This window comes from Mucilaginibacter sp. P25 (assembly GCF_050859465.1).
Classification (GTDB): domain Bacteria; phylum Bacteroidota; class Bacteroidia; order Sphingobacteriales; family Sphingobacteriaceae; genus Mucilaginibacter; species Mucilaginibacter gossypii.
Genome location: NZ_CP193937.1, coordinates 1,717,699 through 1,733,868, shown reverse-complemented (window position 1 = coordinate 1,733,868; position 16,170 = coordinate 1,717,699). Strand labels below are relative to the sequence as shown.

The window sequence follows — 16,170 nt, the reverse complement described above, 5'->3', positions numbered from 1 at the left end:
AGCTCTAAGTGCAGAAAAAGAAAATCAGACTTGTGACTTCAGACTTAGTACTATCCACTTAATACTAAAATCATGTGGTATAACACAAAAGCATCGGAAATGCTGGGTATTGATTACCCGATTTTACAAGGGCCTTTTGGCGGTAATTTATCGTCGGTTGAATTGGTTGCCGCGGTATCAAATGCCGGCGGGCTGGGCGGCTACGGGGCTTACACCCTGAGCGCGCCCGAAATTGCAGCGGTAGATAAACAGATCAAAGCAGCAACCAATAAACCGTACAACATTAACATATGGGTTTCGGAAACCGATGCACCTGACGGTGCAGCTACCGATGCGCAGTATGAACATGCAACACAATTGTTTAAACCCTATTTTGATGAAGCCGGGATCCCGTTGCCCGCTAAACCGGCTCCGTTTAAATTACGATTTAAAAACCAGTTGCAGGTGATCCTTGACCTACGCCCAAAAGTATTCAGCTTTATGTTTGGCACGTTGCCTGCCGATGTGATGGAGCAGTGCCGTAAGTTAGGCATCGTTACTGTAGGCGCAGCTACCACGCTGGATGAGGCTATAGCATTGGAGGCAAGCGGGGTGGACCTGATCATAGCCTCGGGCTTTGAAGCGGGCGGTCACAGGCCATCATTCCTTGCCCCCGCCGAATCATCAACCACCGGTACTTTTGTGTTACTTCAATTAATTAAGGAGAAAGTAAAAGTGCCCGTTATTGCCGCTGGGGGCATTGCTAATGGCCGGGGGGTAGCCGGAGCCTTAACATTAGGTGCCGATGCTGTACAGATAGGGACTGCTTTTTTGGCCGTTGATGAATCGGGTGCGCTTCCTATCCACAGGCAAATGCTGTTCTCAGATGCAGCGAAATATACTACCTTATCCCGCGCGTTTACCGGCAGGCTTGGCCGGGGTATTACCAGCAGGGTTGCTAAAGACCTGGCCGGAAAGGAAGCGGGATTTTTACCCTTTCCCCTGCAAACAACTTTTATGTCGCCGTTGAGAAAAGCGGCGCTTGAGCAGCAAAAATGGGATATGATTTTGTTTTGGGGCGGACAGATAGCACCAATATTGAAACACACCAATGCCACCGCGCTGATGCAATCATTAATTGAAGACACTACTAAAATTATGAACCCATGAAAAACGAAGTTAATGTAACCTACCTGGGTGGACCAACCATCATTTTGGAGATCGGCGGCTTAAGGCTCATGACCGACCCTACGCTTGACCCCGCGGGTGAGCAATTCATGATCAACGATAAGCCTGCCTACCATAAAACCGAAGGCCCGGCTACTACCGACATCGGTAAAATAGATGTGGTTTTACTAAGTCATGACCAGCACGGCGATAATCTTGACCACGCCGGCCGGGAGCTGCTTAAACAGGTTGATAAAACATTAACCACCAAAATAGGAGCCGAAAGATTAGGCGGCAATGCCCTTGGCCTGGCACCATGGGAAAGCATAGCGCTTAACGATGAAGTGGTTATAACCGGCACACCTGCAAGGCATGGCCCCGCTGGCAGCGAAAAACTTACCGGCGATGTAACGGGTTTTATTATAACTATCGCCGGGCTCCAGATCTATATCACCGGCGATACCGTGTTTTATGATGGTGTAAAGGAGGTTGCAGAAAAATTTAAACCTCAATATGTATTCATATTTGCCGGGGCAGCCAAGCCCCGCGGCCCGTTCAATGTAACTATGGGCACCAATGATGCTATTGATACCGCTTTTGCCTTTCCTGATGCTACAATCATTCCGGTGCATTTTGAGGGCTGGTCGCATTATACCGAAACGGGCGAGATGCTGCAGCAATCATTTAACGCGCTGGGTATTGGCGGCCAGCTCAGGATTTTAGAGCCGGGCGTAAAAACAAGTTTATAACCAATTACTGGTATCATTACCGCTCGTGGCCGGTAATTTGGGGTTCTGATAAAATTTCGGGTTCTTCAATTGATGCAACCACCTTTTTAGCGGCGCGCTCTGTAGCAAATGATGCAACCACGCAGGTAACCAGTATCAATATAATGGTGCCGTTCAGGATATTGTCGTCAATAATCTGCGCCTTGTATCCCACTAAAATAATGGCAAGGGTAGCCGCGGCATGTGCACTGCTTAAACCGAAAATGAGGTTGCGCTGTATGCCCGAATATTTGAATATTTTTTGGGTAGATAATGCCGCCAGCCATTTACCCAGCAAGGCTCCAAGCGTTAAGCTTACTGCCACAATGGTAGCCTGCGGTCCGCGGCCCAGCACACGCAAATCAACCAGCATGCCTACACTGATCAGGAAGAATGGAATAAATATGGCATTACCCACAAAATCGATCCTGCTCATTAGGGTTGATGACTGCTGTACTGCTTTATTTAAAGCAAGCCCCGCCACAAAGGCCCCTATAATGGGTTCAACCCCTGCCAGCTGGGATAAAAAGGCCGACACAAACACAATAAAAAGCACAAACACATATGGCAGTGTTTTACTATCGCGATAGCGGTTAAAAAACCAGTTTGCCAACGGCGGGATCAGCACAAACATAATGAACGCGAATATCGAAAGCGAGATCATCAGCTGCAGCCAGAAGCCGAACCCCAGCCCCCCATCCTTAGCGCCCATAATTACAGGCAGCAAAATCAGTACGGCGGTATCGGTCAATATGGTGCCCCCTACACTTATGGCGACGGCCTCATTTTTTGCGACGCCATATTTGCTCACTATGGGATAGGCCACGAGTGTATGCGTGGCAAACATACTGGCCGTTAAGGCCGATGTTATTAACGAATAACCGAGCGCATAATAACAAACAGGAAAACCGATGAGTATTGGGATGCAGAAAGTAAAGAAGCCAAACACAAAGCTTTTATGTTTCTTCTGCTTAAACTCGTTCAGATCAAGCTCGATGCCGGCAATGAACATAATATAGAGCAGCCCGATGGTAGAGAACAGCTCAACCGCCGAGTTTTTGGTGAGCAGGTTTAACCCATGCGGACCAACCGCTATGCCAGCCATAATAAAACCCACAATACCGGGAATTTTGAACTTGCCCATGATGATTGGAGCAAGTAATATGATCAACAATATCAGCGAAAAAACAAGTACCGGGTTACTAAATGGCAGCTCAAGCTGTTGTGTTAACCGGCCCAGGATATCGGCATTATGCATGGGGCAAAGTTAGCACATAATAGCTACTTTCTTTTATCGATAAACTTAACAGGCTTGCGTACCGCTTCAGGGAATTGTAATTTCTGCATCTCGTCGTGCTTACTACGGTAAGAATGACAATAGTTGAAATAATAAACTTATTGTACTCGGGGTTATAGGCCGATAGCCTATCAATCCACGAAAGCTGCGCTGTATGCTGATTTTGTTCTTTTTTTGACGCGATAAAATGCGGCAGGAACACCAGCGAGCAAAATGAAGCGCCGATCAAACTAAAGGCCGCAAACAGACCAAGATCTTTCAGCATTTTCGACTCTACAAATTCCAGGGAGAAAAAACCGCCGATAGTAGTAAAACTGCCCACGGTAAGCGGCATAGCCAAATCACGAATTACCTGCTCAATACTGCGGGTATGCCGGTAATGGTTAAACACATGCAGCGAGTAATTAACCGCGCCCCCCAACACCACCGAACCCGTACCTAAAGCTATTACCGAAATACTGCCTTTTACAAAGTAAACCACAGCCAGCGAAAACAATGCACCAAACAAAACCGGCACCAGTATCACCACAGGAGCCCGCTTTTTCCTAAAATAAAAACCCAGGAACACGATCAGGAAAACCACCGTAATGCCCTGCGTAAACATGGAATCCTTACGCAATTGCAGGGCGTTACCTACCGATACGGCTGTGGTACCGAAATAGCTGCAATCAACTGATTTAAAGCTTTTAGTTTGTAAACTATCGATAACCTGGTCGATGCCTTTAAGCATTATCGCGTTCTCGCCGGTGTTATTGGGCGAATATTTTGGCGTAATAAACAGCAACAGGTTTTTGTGATCTTTGGTCATCACATAGCTATCATACAGTTCAAATTTTTCGTCGTATTGCAGCTGTTGTAATTTTTTTAGACCGAGGTATGAGATGCCAACCGGGTCGGCACTGATCATGCTTTTCAGCGCCAATCCAGCAGGCGAGGTTAGTGTGCGCAAATCGCGGGCAAGGGTTTCTTTTACCTGATCGGGGCGGATAAGTGTGTCAATATTTAAATAATAGCACTCGGTAAGGTAAATGGGCAGTTTTTTATTAATAGTGCCAAAAAGCGCCAGCACCAACCCGTCATCAACCTTTGCATTGATCTTACTTACATAACGGGGAAGTTTCTGCTGAACGATTTCCGTAAAGCTATCAGCAAAAGCGATGAGGCTATCGGGTTGCTGCTGCGTGGAATCTTTAAGCGATACCATTATCACCAGCTTATCAACAAACTTGGAGTTTTGAAAAATATAGTTGAGCTTCTCTATCTTTTTATCCTTCGGCAGTATTTTGGAAATATCCTCCTCAAACCTTATCCGCGAAGCAAAAAAACCGATAAGCACAAAACTTAACGCAAACACTGTATAAACAACGGCTTGCGGGCATTGAAATAATTATAGATACCTACCAGGATTTTTCCATGAATTACAGGGCGGGGACTGGCCTCCGCTTAAACAGCTTCAATAACGCAAAAGTGAGGAATCCCGCTATAATACCCGCAAAAATTGCCAGCGAAATGCTGCCGTAAAGATATTGTTCCAAATGTTCGCCAATGGATTTAAGCGAAATTTTATCCAATGGGATATCCACATCCTTGCCGCCCATCCACAGGCTACCGGTTTTATAACTCAGAAAAATAATAACCGGGATCATGGGCGCAACGCTGATGTGGGCAGCCGTAACCACGATGGCCTTGTTGAGCCTGAACAGGAAGGCCAGCGAAATAGCCACCAACAACTGGAAACCCCAGATAGGCACAATCCCCATAAAAACGCCAAAAGCTACAGATTTAGCTTTTAACTGATGCGAGTGTTCAGGGTTAAAAAACAGGTTTTTGAACATTAGCTTAGCTTTTTTTATCAAAAAGCGTCCTGAAAAAATCGCGGGGTTTGATGTATGCGAAAGTTATGATAACCAGTACAGTGTTGAGTACACTAATGCGCGAAAAATCCTGAAAAGGGCGAAAATGCGATACCCGTATTTCTTTCGGGGCATAATAAACCTTTACCGGAACCCAATCTATCTTGATACCTTTCCAGGCGGCACGAACTATTACCTCTATTTCAAACTCGTATTTACGGGTGATGAATTTGCTGTTTTTTAGGAGGTGAATCGGGTACAAGCGATAACCCGATTGCGTATCCGGACATTTAATGCCTGTCTCCACCCAAAACCAAAAGTTAGAAAACTTATGCCCGAAACTGCTTTTACCCGGCACCGACGATTGCTCCATATTACACGAACCAATAATCAGCGAATCCGGTTCCTGTTCCAGTTTTTCAATAAAAGCAGGCAGGTCGGTAGCAAAATGTTGCCCGTCTGAATCGATAGTGATAGCATGTTGATAACCCTGTTCGGTTGCAAATTCAAATGCTTTGTGTAAGGCCCAGCCCTTGCCTACATTCTGGGTATAGCTAACTGATTTTATTTGCGGGAATGATTGAATAATGGCAGGAGTACTATCGGTCGAGCCATCATTTACCACAATAACCTGATCGGTATAAGCTAACACATCGGTAATAACAGCGGGCAGCGTACCCTGGTTATTATAGGTGGGTATAATAACGCATACCTGTAATTGTTTAAACTTTGCCTGTATAAGTTCTAAATTATCCGTCATATATCATTCAATCGCACGTACCGGCTTCAGTCCAGGTTTTTATCAATGGGTTTTGTGGGTTTACGTTTAATACTTTACAAAGTTATTGTTTCGGCTTAAATTAAACGTTAATTTTTAGTGTGAAGTATTTTATAAACTGTTATGGTGAACGTTAAGGAAAAACCGCCCCCGCCTCAACTAACTACTATGATTTCACAAAACATGTAAGTAGGTTTAATAATGCACTGAAAGGAAGCTAAGTCCACAAAATGAAGCCATATAAACTGTAAAAAGTATATAATCAGCTGCCGTAAGTTGCTTGTTCTCGATTAAATCGGGCCCTCCACCTTTAGTAGGAACAACAAAATCTCGTTTCTGAAACTCTCTGCTAAGAAATCTTAAAAGTTGAAAAAGCAATAGTAGAGGGATCGTATTGAGCAGTGGCCCGGAAGCTGTTCCATTAGGCAATTCCAAATCATTATCTCCCTTAAAATATAGGTAGAGAAAAACATGTACTGTACCAAAACATAACCAGATCAAATATGATCTGAAATTTTTTAATGATACATATAGAAAAATGTATAAAAAAGCCTGCGTTAATGTGGCATACATAAAGATTACTGTTTGCCTAACTCCTTCGCTAAAAAACAGCCGGGAGGATGCGAGGCAGAGAGTTACAATAGCATAGACCACGAAAACAACTCTTTCCCAATATTTAAGCTCTTCGTAGTGAATAAAGAGTTTCTGAATTTTAGCGTTCTTCATTTCGCGACAAGGTCAACTATCAAAACTATCATTTTTTTGATGAATGGAGAATTTATCAAAAGGTTGCCAGCCGGTTGGCGTGGAGTAAAGATATTGAAGATCATTATAGTTGATGGAGATGATCTCGGCATCCTCCATCGCCTGGATATAATATGCGCAAGGGTATTGATTGATAAAACTGCGGAATGATACCAGGAACTGCCTTTCCGAAAAAAGTAGATGTTCTTTTCTTCCTGAGTTTCGGGGTATACGTAGTAGATCTGGAACAGACCTTTGTTAATAAGCGCAAGATCGGTACATACAATGTTCTGCATGTTAAAAAAATCGCCTTTCTCAATTTTACGGGTGCGCCAATACGGCAAGCTAACCGCCACGTCGTTTTCAGACATACCGGCAAAATTGCCAAGAAGTTCGTTTAATACCTGTTGCTTATCGGCCATAATTAACAAAGTGCAATAAGGTTAAATATCGGCACAAAAAATCATACTAATTTTCACCTGGGTTAAAAACAACTTATTTTATTTTCTTATTTTACAATCAAACTAAATTGAATAAAAAACAATCATTAAATCAATCAACACAATGAAGCATATAAATACATCTCCCCATGTTAGTGAGTTTGATAAAGATCACCCTGTTCCTGGCGGTTATTATATTGGCCGTTTCAGGTCCCCGGAAAAGAAAAAAGAAAGACAATAACATCAACACGGATGCCCTTCTGCGTTCCGAATACCACATTACCGAAAACGGGAAATTGGAACATGTAAGAAGTGATACATAACATCAACCCTCTTCACGGGATACCACTTTAAATAAAACAGAACCGCCGCTAAACAATTTGCGGCGGTTTTTTATTTAATTTACGGAATTATAAACCTCATCCCCGTCCCGGCTTGAAACATATCTACAGCTTTTTATTTTTTTGTTTAATTTATAGCAGCCTGTTTGCCCAGGTAAAAGTCAGCGGTAAAATTGTCGACAATTCTAAAGTTCCTGTGGCTTTTGCTGTGGTTAACCTGCAACAGCAAAATTCAGAGCAAACAAGGGTAGTGCAAACCGATTCCGTCGGGCTATTTAGTTTTACTGACGTTGATAAAGGGACCTATCATTTAACTATCACCTTCACCGGCTATCAAAAAACCAAACTTAAATTAAACTTGCAACAAGATACCTCGGTATCTATTACCCTCCCTGATAATACCACACAGTTGAACGAAGTAACCGTAACCGCGAGCAAAGCATCTGTTGAGAACAAAAACGACAAGCTGGTTTACAACGTATCCACCAGTGCCACATCGGCCGGGGCTGATGCACTTACGGTTATTGGTCGAGTGCCGGGTATAAAAGTTGGCGATAATGACCTGAGCATTGTTGGTAAAGGCAGCGTTAAAGTTATGGTGAACGAAAGATTGGTTCAACTGGCTGGAACCGATCTGCTCCGTTACCTGCGCTCATTATCTGCAAGCCAGGTGGGCAGTATTGAGGTAATTAAAAACCCGGGGGCTGCTTATGATGCTGAGGGCAACGCCGGATTGATCAACATCACGCTCAAACATAGCAAAAAACATGGCTATGCGGGCAGTGTACAGATCAATGATAAGCAATGGTTGCATAGCCCCGCCTCGGTTTATGGTACCAGCAATTACTGGTGGTTAAATGCCAGCGGCGATATTAATTACAATTCGGCCAAACTCTCCGCATATGCCAGCGTAAACGTTGATCACGACCACGAATTGGAAGGCTTTGAAACCGATATTTATTACCCCAAACAAACCTGGCTGCAAACCGATACCGGCAACTATCGCTATCATAATTTAAACGTCATTGCCGGTGCCGATTACCGGTTTAGTCCGAGGGTTACTATAGGCGTAAATTACCAGGGCGGTAAAAACACTTATGATGGATCTGACCATGTGAATAACCCCATCATTAACAACACTACCGGTACTATCGATTCAACATTAAGAACCTATGCCACCTATCACCCGGTGGCTATCAGCAATGCAGGTAACCTGCATAGCACCATCAGCCTGGATACATCAGGTGCTAAACTGGTACTTAATGCCGACTATTTTAACTATTACCGCACCGACAGATCGGACTTTGAGAGCAACACTTATCTCGCTGACAGATCATTGAATGCAGCCAGTCGTAATCGCTACCATGATACCAATAAGCAGGACATCAACATTTATACATTCAAGGCCGATGCGCTTTTGCCAACCAAATATGCCCGCTTTGCGTTTGGCGGTAAGCTCAGCTTTATCAACAATTACAGCAACGCTTTTTATTATAAAAACGCAACCAACGATTCGCTAAAGTATGACCCGAACTTAAGCAATGAATTTACCTATACCGAAAATACCCAATCTGTTTATGGCAGCATAAACCGCGAGGATGGTAAATGGAAGTACCAGGCCGGCTTGCGGGCAGAGCGCACCGAAACCAAAGGCTACTCGCACACGCTTAACCAAACTACCATTAATAATTACACAAGGTTGTTTCCATCGGCAACGGTGAGTTACCAGGCAGCTGTTAATCACAGCTTATCGCTAAATTTTGGCAGGCGGGTTAACCGGCCAACTTTCTGGAATCTTAACCCATTCAAGAGCCTGTTTACAGCTTATAGCTATGGCGAAGGCAACCCCTATCTTCAACCAGAATATAATACCAATTTTGAGCTTTCGCATACCTACAAAAACAGGCTTACATCGGCCATATTTTTAAACGTTACCAACAATGGTTTCAACAATGTGACCATTGCCCGGGCAGATACCAACCTGGTTTATACCACGCCGCTCAATTTTATTAAAACTTACCGGGTAGGTATTTCCGAAAATTATTCGATGCAATTGCTTAGCTGGCTTGATAATAATAACCAGTTCACTTTTTATCATACCGATGCAAAATCGGCGTTTGCTGCAGTAAAAGGCATTAGCGGGTTTGGAGCTTATATCGCTACCAACAATAACATTTATTTTAATGCGGATAAAAGCTTTTCAGGAGCGGTAAATTTCTGGTACCAGTTCCCGGAGATTGATCACATCGGCAGAAGCGATGCTTATTATAAACTCGACCTCGGCATTAAGGCCTCCGCTTTTAAAAAGAAAATAGATGTTTCATTGGTAATGAATGATGTTTTCAGGAGCAGTGCATCGGCAGTTACCACAATCGTAAACGGGGTAAGGCAAAAGTATACCAACTTCCAGATCAACAGGTATGCCCTGGTGGGTATCAGCTATCGTTTTGGGAATAGTCAGGCTAAAGCAGAGAAGCAGGATACCGGCAACCAGGACGAGAAAGGCAGGATCCATTAAAAGCAAAAGGGAGCTCATGCGGGCTCCCTTTAAACAATCACGAAACAAAAGCAAGGTTACATTTTGCCTGAGCTGTCTTTGCCCATTTTACCTTTACTCATTTTACTTTTTGACATTTTATCGTGGCTCATTTTGTCCGAACCCATCTTGTCTTTTGACATTTTATCAGAGCCCATTTTGTCTGATGCCATTTTATCATGGCTCATCTTGTCTGAACCCATCTTGTCCTTACCCATTTTATCCGAAGCCATTTTATCATGGCTCATTTTGTCTTTACTCATCTTATCCTTTTTCATTTTGCCGGTATCACTAAGGGCAACGGTATTATGTAAAGGAGCCGATGTTTTTGCCTGTACATTAACAGAAAGGCCGGCAACAGCAAAAATGGCGATAAGGGCGCCTGAAATGATTGATCTGGTTTTCATGTTTGATTTTTTAAGTTGTTTGCCTCTTAGTCGCACGGGGCAACGAAACCTTACAAGGTATTTTCATTTTGTTTTCGGCATATACCTATTCGCCTTATTCCAAAAAATTTAATGAAATTCGGCCGCACTAAAACTATTTTATGGAGATAAGCGAAGCACAACAACTGGTAGATAACTGGATTAAAACAACGGGCATCCGGTATTTTAACGAGCTTACCAACACCGCCATTTTAATGGAAGAAGTTGGCGAAGTGGCCCGCATTATGGCCAGAAAATACGGCGAGCAATCATTCAAAAAATCAGATACAGAAGTTAACCTGGCCGACGAAATGGCCGACGTTCTTTTTGTACTTATTTGCCTTGCCAATCAAACCGGCATCGACCTAACCGAAGCCCTGGAAAAGAATATGGAAAAGAAAAGTATCCGGGATGCCGAGCGGCATAAAAATAACGAAAAATTGAAATAGATAAAATTTAATTTTCTATATTTCAATTAAACAAAATTAAATTCTTCAAAATTAAAGTTTAATATAATTTAATAAGGCAAAAAGCGTTTAATCTAAAACAATTAAACAACCTTATTATGAAAACCTATTTTTTCCTGTCGATAAGTTTTTTGCTTTTACTTATGTCATGCAAGCATGAAACGGAACAAAAAGTAAATGTAGCCAACGTTGAGTTAGTACCTCCTCCACCCGCCGGGGAAAAAGCATGGCAGCAGCCGATCAACTGGAAGATGCCGGTACTGCCAATAAACCGACCGCTTCAAACCTATCCATTACCGACACTGCCAAAAAGATCATCAAGGAAGGCGATATCCGCTTTGAAACCGACAATCCTAAGGCGGCAAGACAAAACATTGTTCTCGTCTCTAAAAAAGTTAGGCGGTTACCTCGCAGAAGAAAATGAAACCAACAGCGGCGAAACCAATCAGAAAGAGTACAGCCTCAAAATCAGGATACCCTCCAAAAATTTTGATGCTTTTTTAAGCACCTTAACTTCCAGCACCGATCATATCGAATCAAAAAACATTCATATCAGGGACGTAACCACACAGTTTATCGATGTTCGCGCCGAAATCAGCAATAACAAACAGTTAGAACAACGTTACCTGCAACTCGCTGCTAAAGCCACCAAAATGACCGATCTGCTGGCAATAGAAGATAAGCTGGCCAGCATCCGTACAACGATCGATTCGGCCCAGGGGCAACTTAATTATCTGAGCAGCCAGGTTAGTTACAGTTCGCTTGATATCAGCTTTTATACCCGGCACCCGGGCGAAGTAAACACAGGTAACGGTTTCGCCTATAAATTTAAAACCGCAATTGGCGAAGGCTGGGAAGTTTTACAAAACCTCTTTTTCGCACTTATAGCGTTATGGCCTTTAATGATAGGCGCTATCATCTTTCTGCTATTAATCAGGCGTTGGAAAAGGCGTAGAAAAGCCAATATTATAAGTGAGGCATAAAAATTATCGCAAAAATTAATTTAGTGTTAAAATTATAAAAACCGAAAGTAATAAAAGGTATCACCTTATGAAGATTTAATTTTAAGAGCATAGTTTTTATTAAATTAATTAATAAATGCTTGACAAGTAGAAATTTAAGAACTACTTTTAAGCACCTAATTGATTGATCATGATCCGTGTACGGTCTAAAGTTGTACTGTTGGTTGCCCCCATGTAGTTGGCCTTGAGGTATTACCTAATAACAAGGTTTTTAAGCATATTTCAATCACCGCGGCCATCTTTCCGGCAATACACGAGATCAAACCCAACCTGCTTATACTTGATTACGATTATCTTGTTCAGGATATCGAAAAAATTCTTCGCCGTTTAAGCACAAACCCGTCATACAAAGGCATTAAAATTTGCTGCTATAAAAACAAATGGCACTCCAAAGTTGATCCATTCCTGAAAACACTGGGGGTTGACCATATTTTTTATGCAGAAGATATGAAAGCCGAGGCCAGCAGAAAAACCGTGTTTGACTCTATCGGCAATGTTATTATGGACGGTACATTTTTTAGCTTATTGAAACCGGTACATTAAGCGCCCGGGAGCGGATAATTTCTCACTTCATTGCGAACGCAGCGCGGCAATGTCATAGTTTTATATTCTTTTATCTTGGTTCTTGCTTCCTGGCTTTCGTGCTAAATAACAACATCCCCTTCAAAAACCCTTTCAGCAGGGCCTTCTAAAAAGATGTCTGTAAAAGCTTTGCCATCATAATCAAAACGAATGTTGAGGTTGCCCCCTAATACTTTTATCGGAGTAGTGATATGCCCGGTTTGCTGTTTGTGCTGCGCCATGGCCAGGGCAACGGCAGTTACTCCTGTTCCGCATGCAAAGGTTTCATCCTCTACCCCACGCTCAAACGTGCGAACAAAGTAGCCCTTCTCCATTGGTTCAACAAAATTTACATTAATGCCATTTTTGCGGTAAGTGGCATTATTGCGGATAGCGTGGCCTTCCTGGTAAACATTGCGCTGTTCAAGCCCATCAACCAGCTTTACGTAATGTGGCGAGCCGGTGTTGAGCACATAAGCGTCGGCATCGGTATTAACTTCGTTTACATCGATCATTTGCAGGCTCACCCAATCGCCTTCGTCTGAAATTTTGGCATAATGCGGACCATCTACCGCCAAAAATTCAGTTTCAGATTCAATAACGCCTAAAAATTTGGCAAAGGCCACAATACAGCGCCCGCCGTTGCCGCACATACTGCTCGGCTGGCCGTCGGCGTTATAATAAATCATCTCAAAATCGTACCCTTCTTTGTTTTGCAATAGCATCAAACCGTCACCACCGATACCGAAACGACGGTCGCACAGGCCCGAAATCAGCTTAGGATTATGATGATCAACGCTGTTATCGCGGTTATCAATCAAAATAAAATCGTTGCCAGCGCCCTGGTATTTATAAAAATGTATCTTCACAATTATCCTGTTAATATCAGCCTCTTTAGTCTTCAACAAAACCCGTGCTAACAATTAAAATAGCCGATGTTTATCTATTTAACAAATTTTAACAAAAAACGGGATAACTAATCATTGATTATCTCGTCTATATGGTATTAAATTTGATCTGTAAAATAAGTAAACTTAATAATAAGAAAGGCAAATAATAAATGAAAAAGATTGGTTTAACACTATTAACCGCTTTTGTTGGAGGTGCGATGGCCTTAGGAGTATACAAGGTTATCGAAAACAAGTACTCTGACAACCTGAGCTTTGAAGACAAGCAAAAGGTATATTTTACAAGCAACCCCTCAGCTCCGGTTTCATCAACCGGCGACCTTGATTTTACCCAGGCAGCGGCTGCAGCAACCCCGGCGGTGGTTTACATCCGCACAACCTATACTAACAAAGGCAGCGGCGGACAGGATCAACTGGAGCAGATGTTTGGCGATATGTTTGGTCAGCGGGTGCGTCCGCAAGGCCCACAGATGGCATCAGGCTCTGGTGTTATCATTTCGCCCGATGGCTACATTGTAACCAACAACCACGTGGTTGAAAAGGCCGATAAAATTACCGTTGCTACTAATGATCACCGTACTTTCAGCGCCAAAGTTATCGGCACCGACCCAAGTACAGATCTTGCCCTCATTAAAGTTAGCGCTAACAACCTGCCAATTGTAAAATTAGGCAACAGCGATGACGCTAAAGTTGGCGAATGGGTTTTAGCCGTAGGTAACCCTTTTAACTTAACATCAACCGTTACAGCCGGTATCATCAGCGCCAAAGGCCGTAATATTGGTATCATCGGCAGCGAAAACAGTGATGACGACAACCCGTTCGGCCGTACCCGCAACCAGTCGACTCCTAAGCTGAACAAAGCTATCGAGTCGTTCATTCAAACTGATGCGGCCATTAACCCTGGCAACAGCGGTGGCGCCCTGGTAAACACCCGTGGCGAACTGATCGGTATTAACGCCGCTATCGCTTCACACACCGGTTCATACGAAGGCTATGGCTTTGCCATCCCGGTTAACCTGGCTAAAAAAGTACTGAACGATATCAAGAAATTCGGTACAGTAAAACGCGGTTTTGTGGGTGTAACTTTCACCGAACTTAACCCGGACGTAGCCCAAAAGCTCGACGTAACAACCACCAACGGTTTATACGTGAACGACCTTGTACCGGGCGGCGGTGCCGAACAGGCAGGCTTACGCAAAGGCGATATCATTGTTAAGGTTGAGGGTCAGCCGGTATATGAATCATCTGATCTGCAGGAACGTGTAGGCCGTTTACAACCCGGCGATAAGATCAATGTTACTGTACTGCGCGATGGTAAGAACAAAGATTTCGCGGTAACGCTTAAAGGCGATGCCGTAGCACCATCAAACCGTATAGCGGCATCTAAATCGGCCGAGGAGCTGTTTAACAAACTGGGTGCAAGCTTCCACGCTTTAACTCCAGCCGAAAAGAACAGGCTGCATGTTAACGCCGGTGTACTGGTTACCCAGGTGCGTGAAGGTGGCTTATTTGACGCTGCCGAAATACCTGAAGGCGTGGTGATCACCAGTATTAACAAACTGCCGATCAGCAGTATCGAAGATATTGACAAGGCAATTGTAAAACCTATCCAGGGCAATATCATCATTGCCGGAATCTACCCTGACGGTTCGCACTTCAGCAGCGCGTTCCCGGCTCAATAAGCTTTTTTAAGTGATTTTGCATGTGAACCCCTTGGTCTTTTTAGATCAGGGGGTTCTTTTTATATTTGGTCAAATACAACTAAGGCCTGTTATCAGCCAACACATCTTAAAACAAATTAACCCCAAAACTCCATCCAACCCACCCGCTCCAGTTCCTGTTATCACGGATAAAAGAATGATGCAGGTCTCGCGCATAGGCGTAACCATCAACAGGTGCGCGCTGATCTGAATAAAGGAAATTTAACGATGGCCCCGCGAAAACGGAAAACTTCCGGCTTACCTTATAAGTAAAATCAAGGTTAAACTTATTAAGCTGATTGGTTTTTAACCAGGTACCCTGGTACAGGTAACTTGAACCTATTTCGGTGTTGATAGCCAGGTGCTGCCCCAATCCAAACTCCCGCCCGAAACCCAAACCAAATGAATATAATTTACTGTTGTCATCAACCCGCATACCGCCCTGCCAAATGGTGTACAGCTTGCTGTTGCCGTTTTTAAAGGCGAGGTTGATATTTTGAGTTTCGTTAGTGGAGATAGCGAGCTTATGATAACCGCTGTTGATAATATTCAACAGCCCGATACTAAATCCCGAAGAAGTATCGGCTATGTTCACCAGCGCCAATTGCACCCCGGTAAGATGTTTGGCATAATTAAACAAGCCTGCCACCTGCAAGCCGCCAAACTTTTGCTGTGCTATATTACCAATCCCACCCAGTTGTAACGCGTCGGAATTTTTGCCTGCAATATTGCCTATCGCCCCTAACTGAATGCCCCTGACTGATCCGCGGGTATGGTTGTAAAGTGCTGACAACTGCAAACCATTCATGTTTTGTTTTACGCTGTTATGGAGCAGGGCCAGCTGAATGCCCCGCACGTTGCCCAGCACGTTATTGTACAAGCCACCAAGCTGAATGCCATTTACTGAGCCGCCCACCACATTAAAGATTCCGGCTATTTGTACCGCGCCAACGTCGCCTTTATCTAAATTGAAAATAATGCCCATTTCAAAGCCATCAACCCCGGCATTATAGCCGCCTACAGCATTGAGGGAAACCACATTTACTACCTGTCCGCTGAAGTTGCCGTGAGTGCTTACGCCTGGTATGGCCGAAGCCTGGAAGGGGGCCTGTGCAATCAGCCCGCCGAGATTGGCCGCCTGGATCTGCTGCTTGGTGGAAAGGAACAACCTACCGAGCGAAGTAT

At 43.7% G+C, this 16,170-nt stretch carries 15 protein-coding genes; 6 read left to right on the top strand and 9 right to left on the bottom strand.

The window, feature by feature from the left end; translation table 11 throughout:
* Window positions 1-72: 72 nt before the first annotated feature.
* Window positions 73-1,149 (top strand): NAD(P)H-dependent flavin oxidoreductase, encoded by a 1,077-nt coding sequence (locus ACRQ5D_RS09155; protein WP_432328696.1) that lies wholly within the window; start codon window positions 73-75, stop codon window positions 1,147-1,149.
* Complete coding sequence (locus ACRQ5D_RS09150; RefSeq protein ID WP_432328694.1) at window positions 1,146-1,895, top strand: MBL fold metallo-hydrolase; 750 nt, start codon at window positions 1,146-1,148, stop codon at window positions 1,893-1,895. The genes ACRQ5D_RS09155 and ACRQ5D_RS09150 overlap by 4 nt, the downstream gene beginning before the upstream one ends.
* A gap of 16 nt (window positions 1,896-1,911) precedes the next feature.
* On the opposite strand, the gene ACRQ5D_RS09145 is transcribed toward ACRQ5D_RS09150, so the two are convergent.
* The 6 genes from ACRQ5D_RS09145 to ACRQ5D_RS09120 all read right to left on the bottom strand — a co-directional run bounded on the left by ACRQ5D_RS09145 (window position 1,912) and on the right by ACRQ5D_RS09120 (window position 7,007).
* The gene (locus ACRQ5D_RS09145; RefSeq protein WP_432328692.1) at window positions 1,912-3,171 is read right to left on the bottom strand and encodes a cation:proton antiporter; all 1,260 of its coding nucleotides are present in this window, start codon (window positions 3,169-3,171) and stop codon (window positions 1,912-1,914) included.
* Window positions 3,164-4,564, bottom strand: coding sequence for an MMPL family transporter (locus ACRQ5D_RS09140; protein ID WP_432328690.1), 1,401 nt, complete (start codon window positions 4,562-4,564; stop codon window positions 3,164-3,166). The genes ACRQ5D_RS09145 and ACRQ5D_RS09140 overlap by 8 nt, the downstream gene beginning before the upstream one ends.
* Window positions 4,565-4,628: 64 nt before the next feature.
* Entirely contained in the window at window positions 4,629-5,045 is a 417-nt protein-coding gene (locus ACRQ5D_RS09135) for a DUF2062 domain-containing protein (protein ID WP_431199443.1), read from the bottom strand.
* A 4-nt stretch (window positions 5,046-5,049) separates the two neighbouring features.
* Window positions 5,050-5,823, bottom strand: a complete 774-nt coding sequence (locus tag ACRQ5D_RS09130) for a glycosyltransferase family 2 protein (RefSeq protein WP_431199442.1) — start codon at window positions 5,821-5,823, stop codon at window positions 5,050-5,052.
* 213 nt (window positions 5,824-6,036) lie between these two features.
* Window positions 6,037-6,567, bottom strand: a complete 531-nt coding sequence (locus tag ACRQ5D_RS09125) for a hypothetical protein (RefSeq protein WP_091173252.1) — start codon at window positions 6,565-6,567, stop codon at window positions 6,037-6,039.
* Window positions 6,564-7,007, bottom strand: coding sequence for a hypothetical protein (locus ACRQ5D_RS09120; protein ID WP_431199441.1), 444 nt, complete (start codon window positions 7,005-7,007; stop codon window positions 6,564-6,566). Before ACRQ5D_RS09120 ends, ACRQ5D_RS09125 begins: the two co-directional genes overlap by 4 nt.
* 453 nt (window positions 7,008-7,460) lie before the next feature.
* On the opposite strand from ACRQ5D_RS09120, the gene ACRQ5D_RS09115 reads away from it, so the two are divergent.
* Window positions 7,461-9,884, top strand: coding sequence for an outer membrane beta-barrel protein (locus ACRQ5D_RS09115; protein ID WP_091173245.1), 2,424 nt, complete (start codon window positions 7,461-7,463; stop codon window positions 9,882-9,884).
* Between the two features lie 56 nt (window positions 9,885-9,940).
* Here the strand turns inward: ACRQ5D_RS09115 and ACRQ5D_RS09110 are convergent, their stop codons facing one another.
* Window positions 9,941-10,309 carry a hypothetical protein gene (locus ACRQ5D_RS09110; RefSeq protein WP_091173243.1) on the bottom strand — a complete coding sequence of 123 codons (369 nt, stop codon included), beginning with the start codon at window positions 10,307-10,309 and terminating at the stop codon, window positions 9,941-9,943.
* Window positions 10,310-10,449: 140 nt separating this feature from the next.
* Between ACRQ5D_RS09110 and ACRQ5D_RS09105 the strand changes: the two genes are divergently transcribed.
* Both ACRQ5D_RS09105 and ACRQ5D_RS09100 read left to right on the top strand, forming a co-directional pair.
* Window positions 10,450-10,776, top strand: coding sequence for a nucleotide pyrophosphohydrolase (locus ACRQ5D_RS09105; RefSeq protein WP_091173240.1), 327 nt, complete (start codon window positions 10,450-10,452; stop codon window positions 10,774-10,776).
* Between the two features lie 116 nt (window positions 10,777-10,892).
* Window positions 10,893-11,777, top strand: coding sequence for a DUF4349 domain-containing protein (locus ACRQ5D_RS09100; RefSeq protein WP_432328687.1), 885 nt, complete (start codon window positions 10,893-10,895; stop codon window positions 11,775-11,777).
* 683 nt (window positions 11,778-12,460) lie between these two features.
* On the opposite strand, the gene dapF is transcribed toward ACRQ5D_RS09100, so the two are convergent.
* Window positions 12,461-13,246, bottom strand: coding sequence for a diaminopimelate epimerase (gene dapF, locus ACRQ5D_RS09095; protein ID WP_176844547.1), 786 nt, complete (start codon window positions 13,244-13,246; stop codon window positions 12,461-12,463).
* Between the two features lie 191 nt (window positions 13,247-13,437).
* On the opposite strand from dapF, the gene ACRQ5D_RS09090 reads away from it, so the two are divergent.
* Window positions 13,438-14,967 carry a Do family serine endopeptidase gene (locus ACRQ5D_RS09090; protein WP_091173229.1) on the top strand — a complete coding sequence of 510 codons (1,530 nt, stop codon included), beginning with the start codon at window positions 13,438-13,440 and terminating at the stop codon, window positions 14,965-14,967.
* 106 nt (window positions 14,968-15,073) lie between these two features.
* Here ACRQ5D_RS09090 and ACRQ5D_RS09085 read toward each other — a convergent pair whose 3' ends face one another.
* Window positions 15,074-16,153, bottom strand: a complete 1,080-nt coding sequence (locus ACRQ5D_RS09085; protein WP_432328684.1) for a hypothetical protein — start codon at window positions 16,151-16,153, stop codon at window positions 15,074-15,076.
* Between the last annotated feature and the right edge of the window lie 17 nt (window positions 16,154-16,170).

What these genes read in the sequence shown, in the direction of transcription:
- ACRQ5D_RS09155 (WP_432328696.1), top strand. Translation starts at nt 73, where the DNA reads ATGTGGTATAACACAAAAGCATCGGAAATGCTGGGTATTGATTACCCG.
- ACRQ5D_RS09150 (WP_432328694.1), top strand. Translation starts at nt 1,146, where the DNA reads ATGAAAAACGAAGTTAATGTAACCTACCTGGGTGGACCAACCATCATT.
- ACRQ5D_RS09145 (WP_432328692.1), bottom strand. Translation starts at nt 3,171, where the DNA reads ATGCATAATGCCGATATCCTGGGCCGGTTAACACAACAGCTTGAGCTG.
- ACRQ5D_RS09135 (WP_431199443.1), bottom strand. Translation starts at nt 5,045, where the DNA reads ATGTTCAAAAACCTGTTTTTTAACCCTGAACACTCGCATCAGTTAAAA.
- ACRQ5D_RS09130 (WP_431199442.1), bottom strand. Translation starts at nt 5,823, where the DNA reads ATGACGGATAATTTAGAACTTATACAGGCAAAGTTTAAACAATTACAG.
- ACRQ5D_RS09125 (WP_091173252.1), bottom strand. Translation starts at nt 6,567, where the DNA reads ATGAAGAACGCTAAAATTCAGAAACTCTTTATTCACTACGAAGAGCTT.
- ACRQ5D_RS09120 (WP_431199441.1), bottom strand. Translation starts at nt 7,007, where the DNA reads ATGGCCGATAAGCAACAGGTATTAAACGAACTTCTTGGCAATTTTGCC.
- ACRQ5D_RS09110 (WP_091173243.1), bottom strand. Translation starts at nt 10,309, where the DNA reads ATGAAAACCAGATCAATCATTTCAGGCGCCCTTATCGCCATTTTTGCT.
- ACRQ5D_RS09105 (WP_091173240.1), top strand. Translation starts at nt 10,450, where the DNA reads ATGGAGATAAGCGAAGCACAACAACTGGTAGATAACTGGATTAAAACA.
- ACRQ5D_RS09100 (WP_432328687.1), top strand. Translation starts at nt 10,893, where the DNA reads ATGAAAACCTATTTTTTCCTGTCGATAAGTTTTTTGCTTTTACTTATG.
- ACRQ5D_RS09090 (WP_091173229.1), top strand. Translation starts at nt 13,438, where the DNA reads ATGAAAAAGATTGGTTTAACACTATTAACCGCTTTTGTTGGAGGTGCG.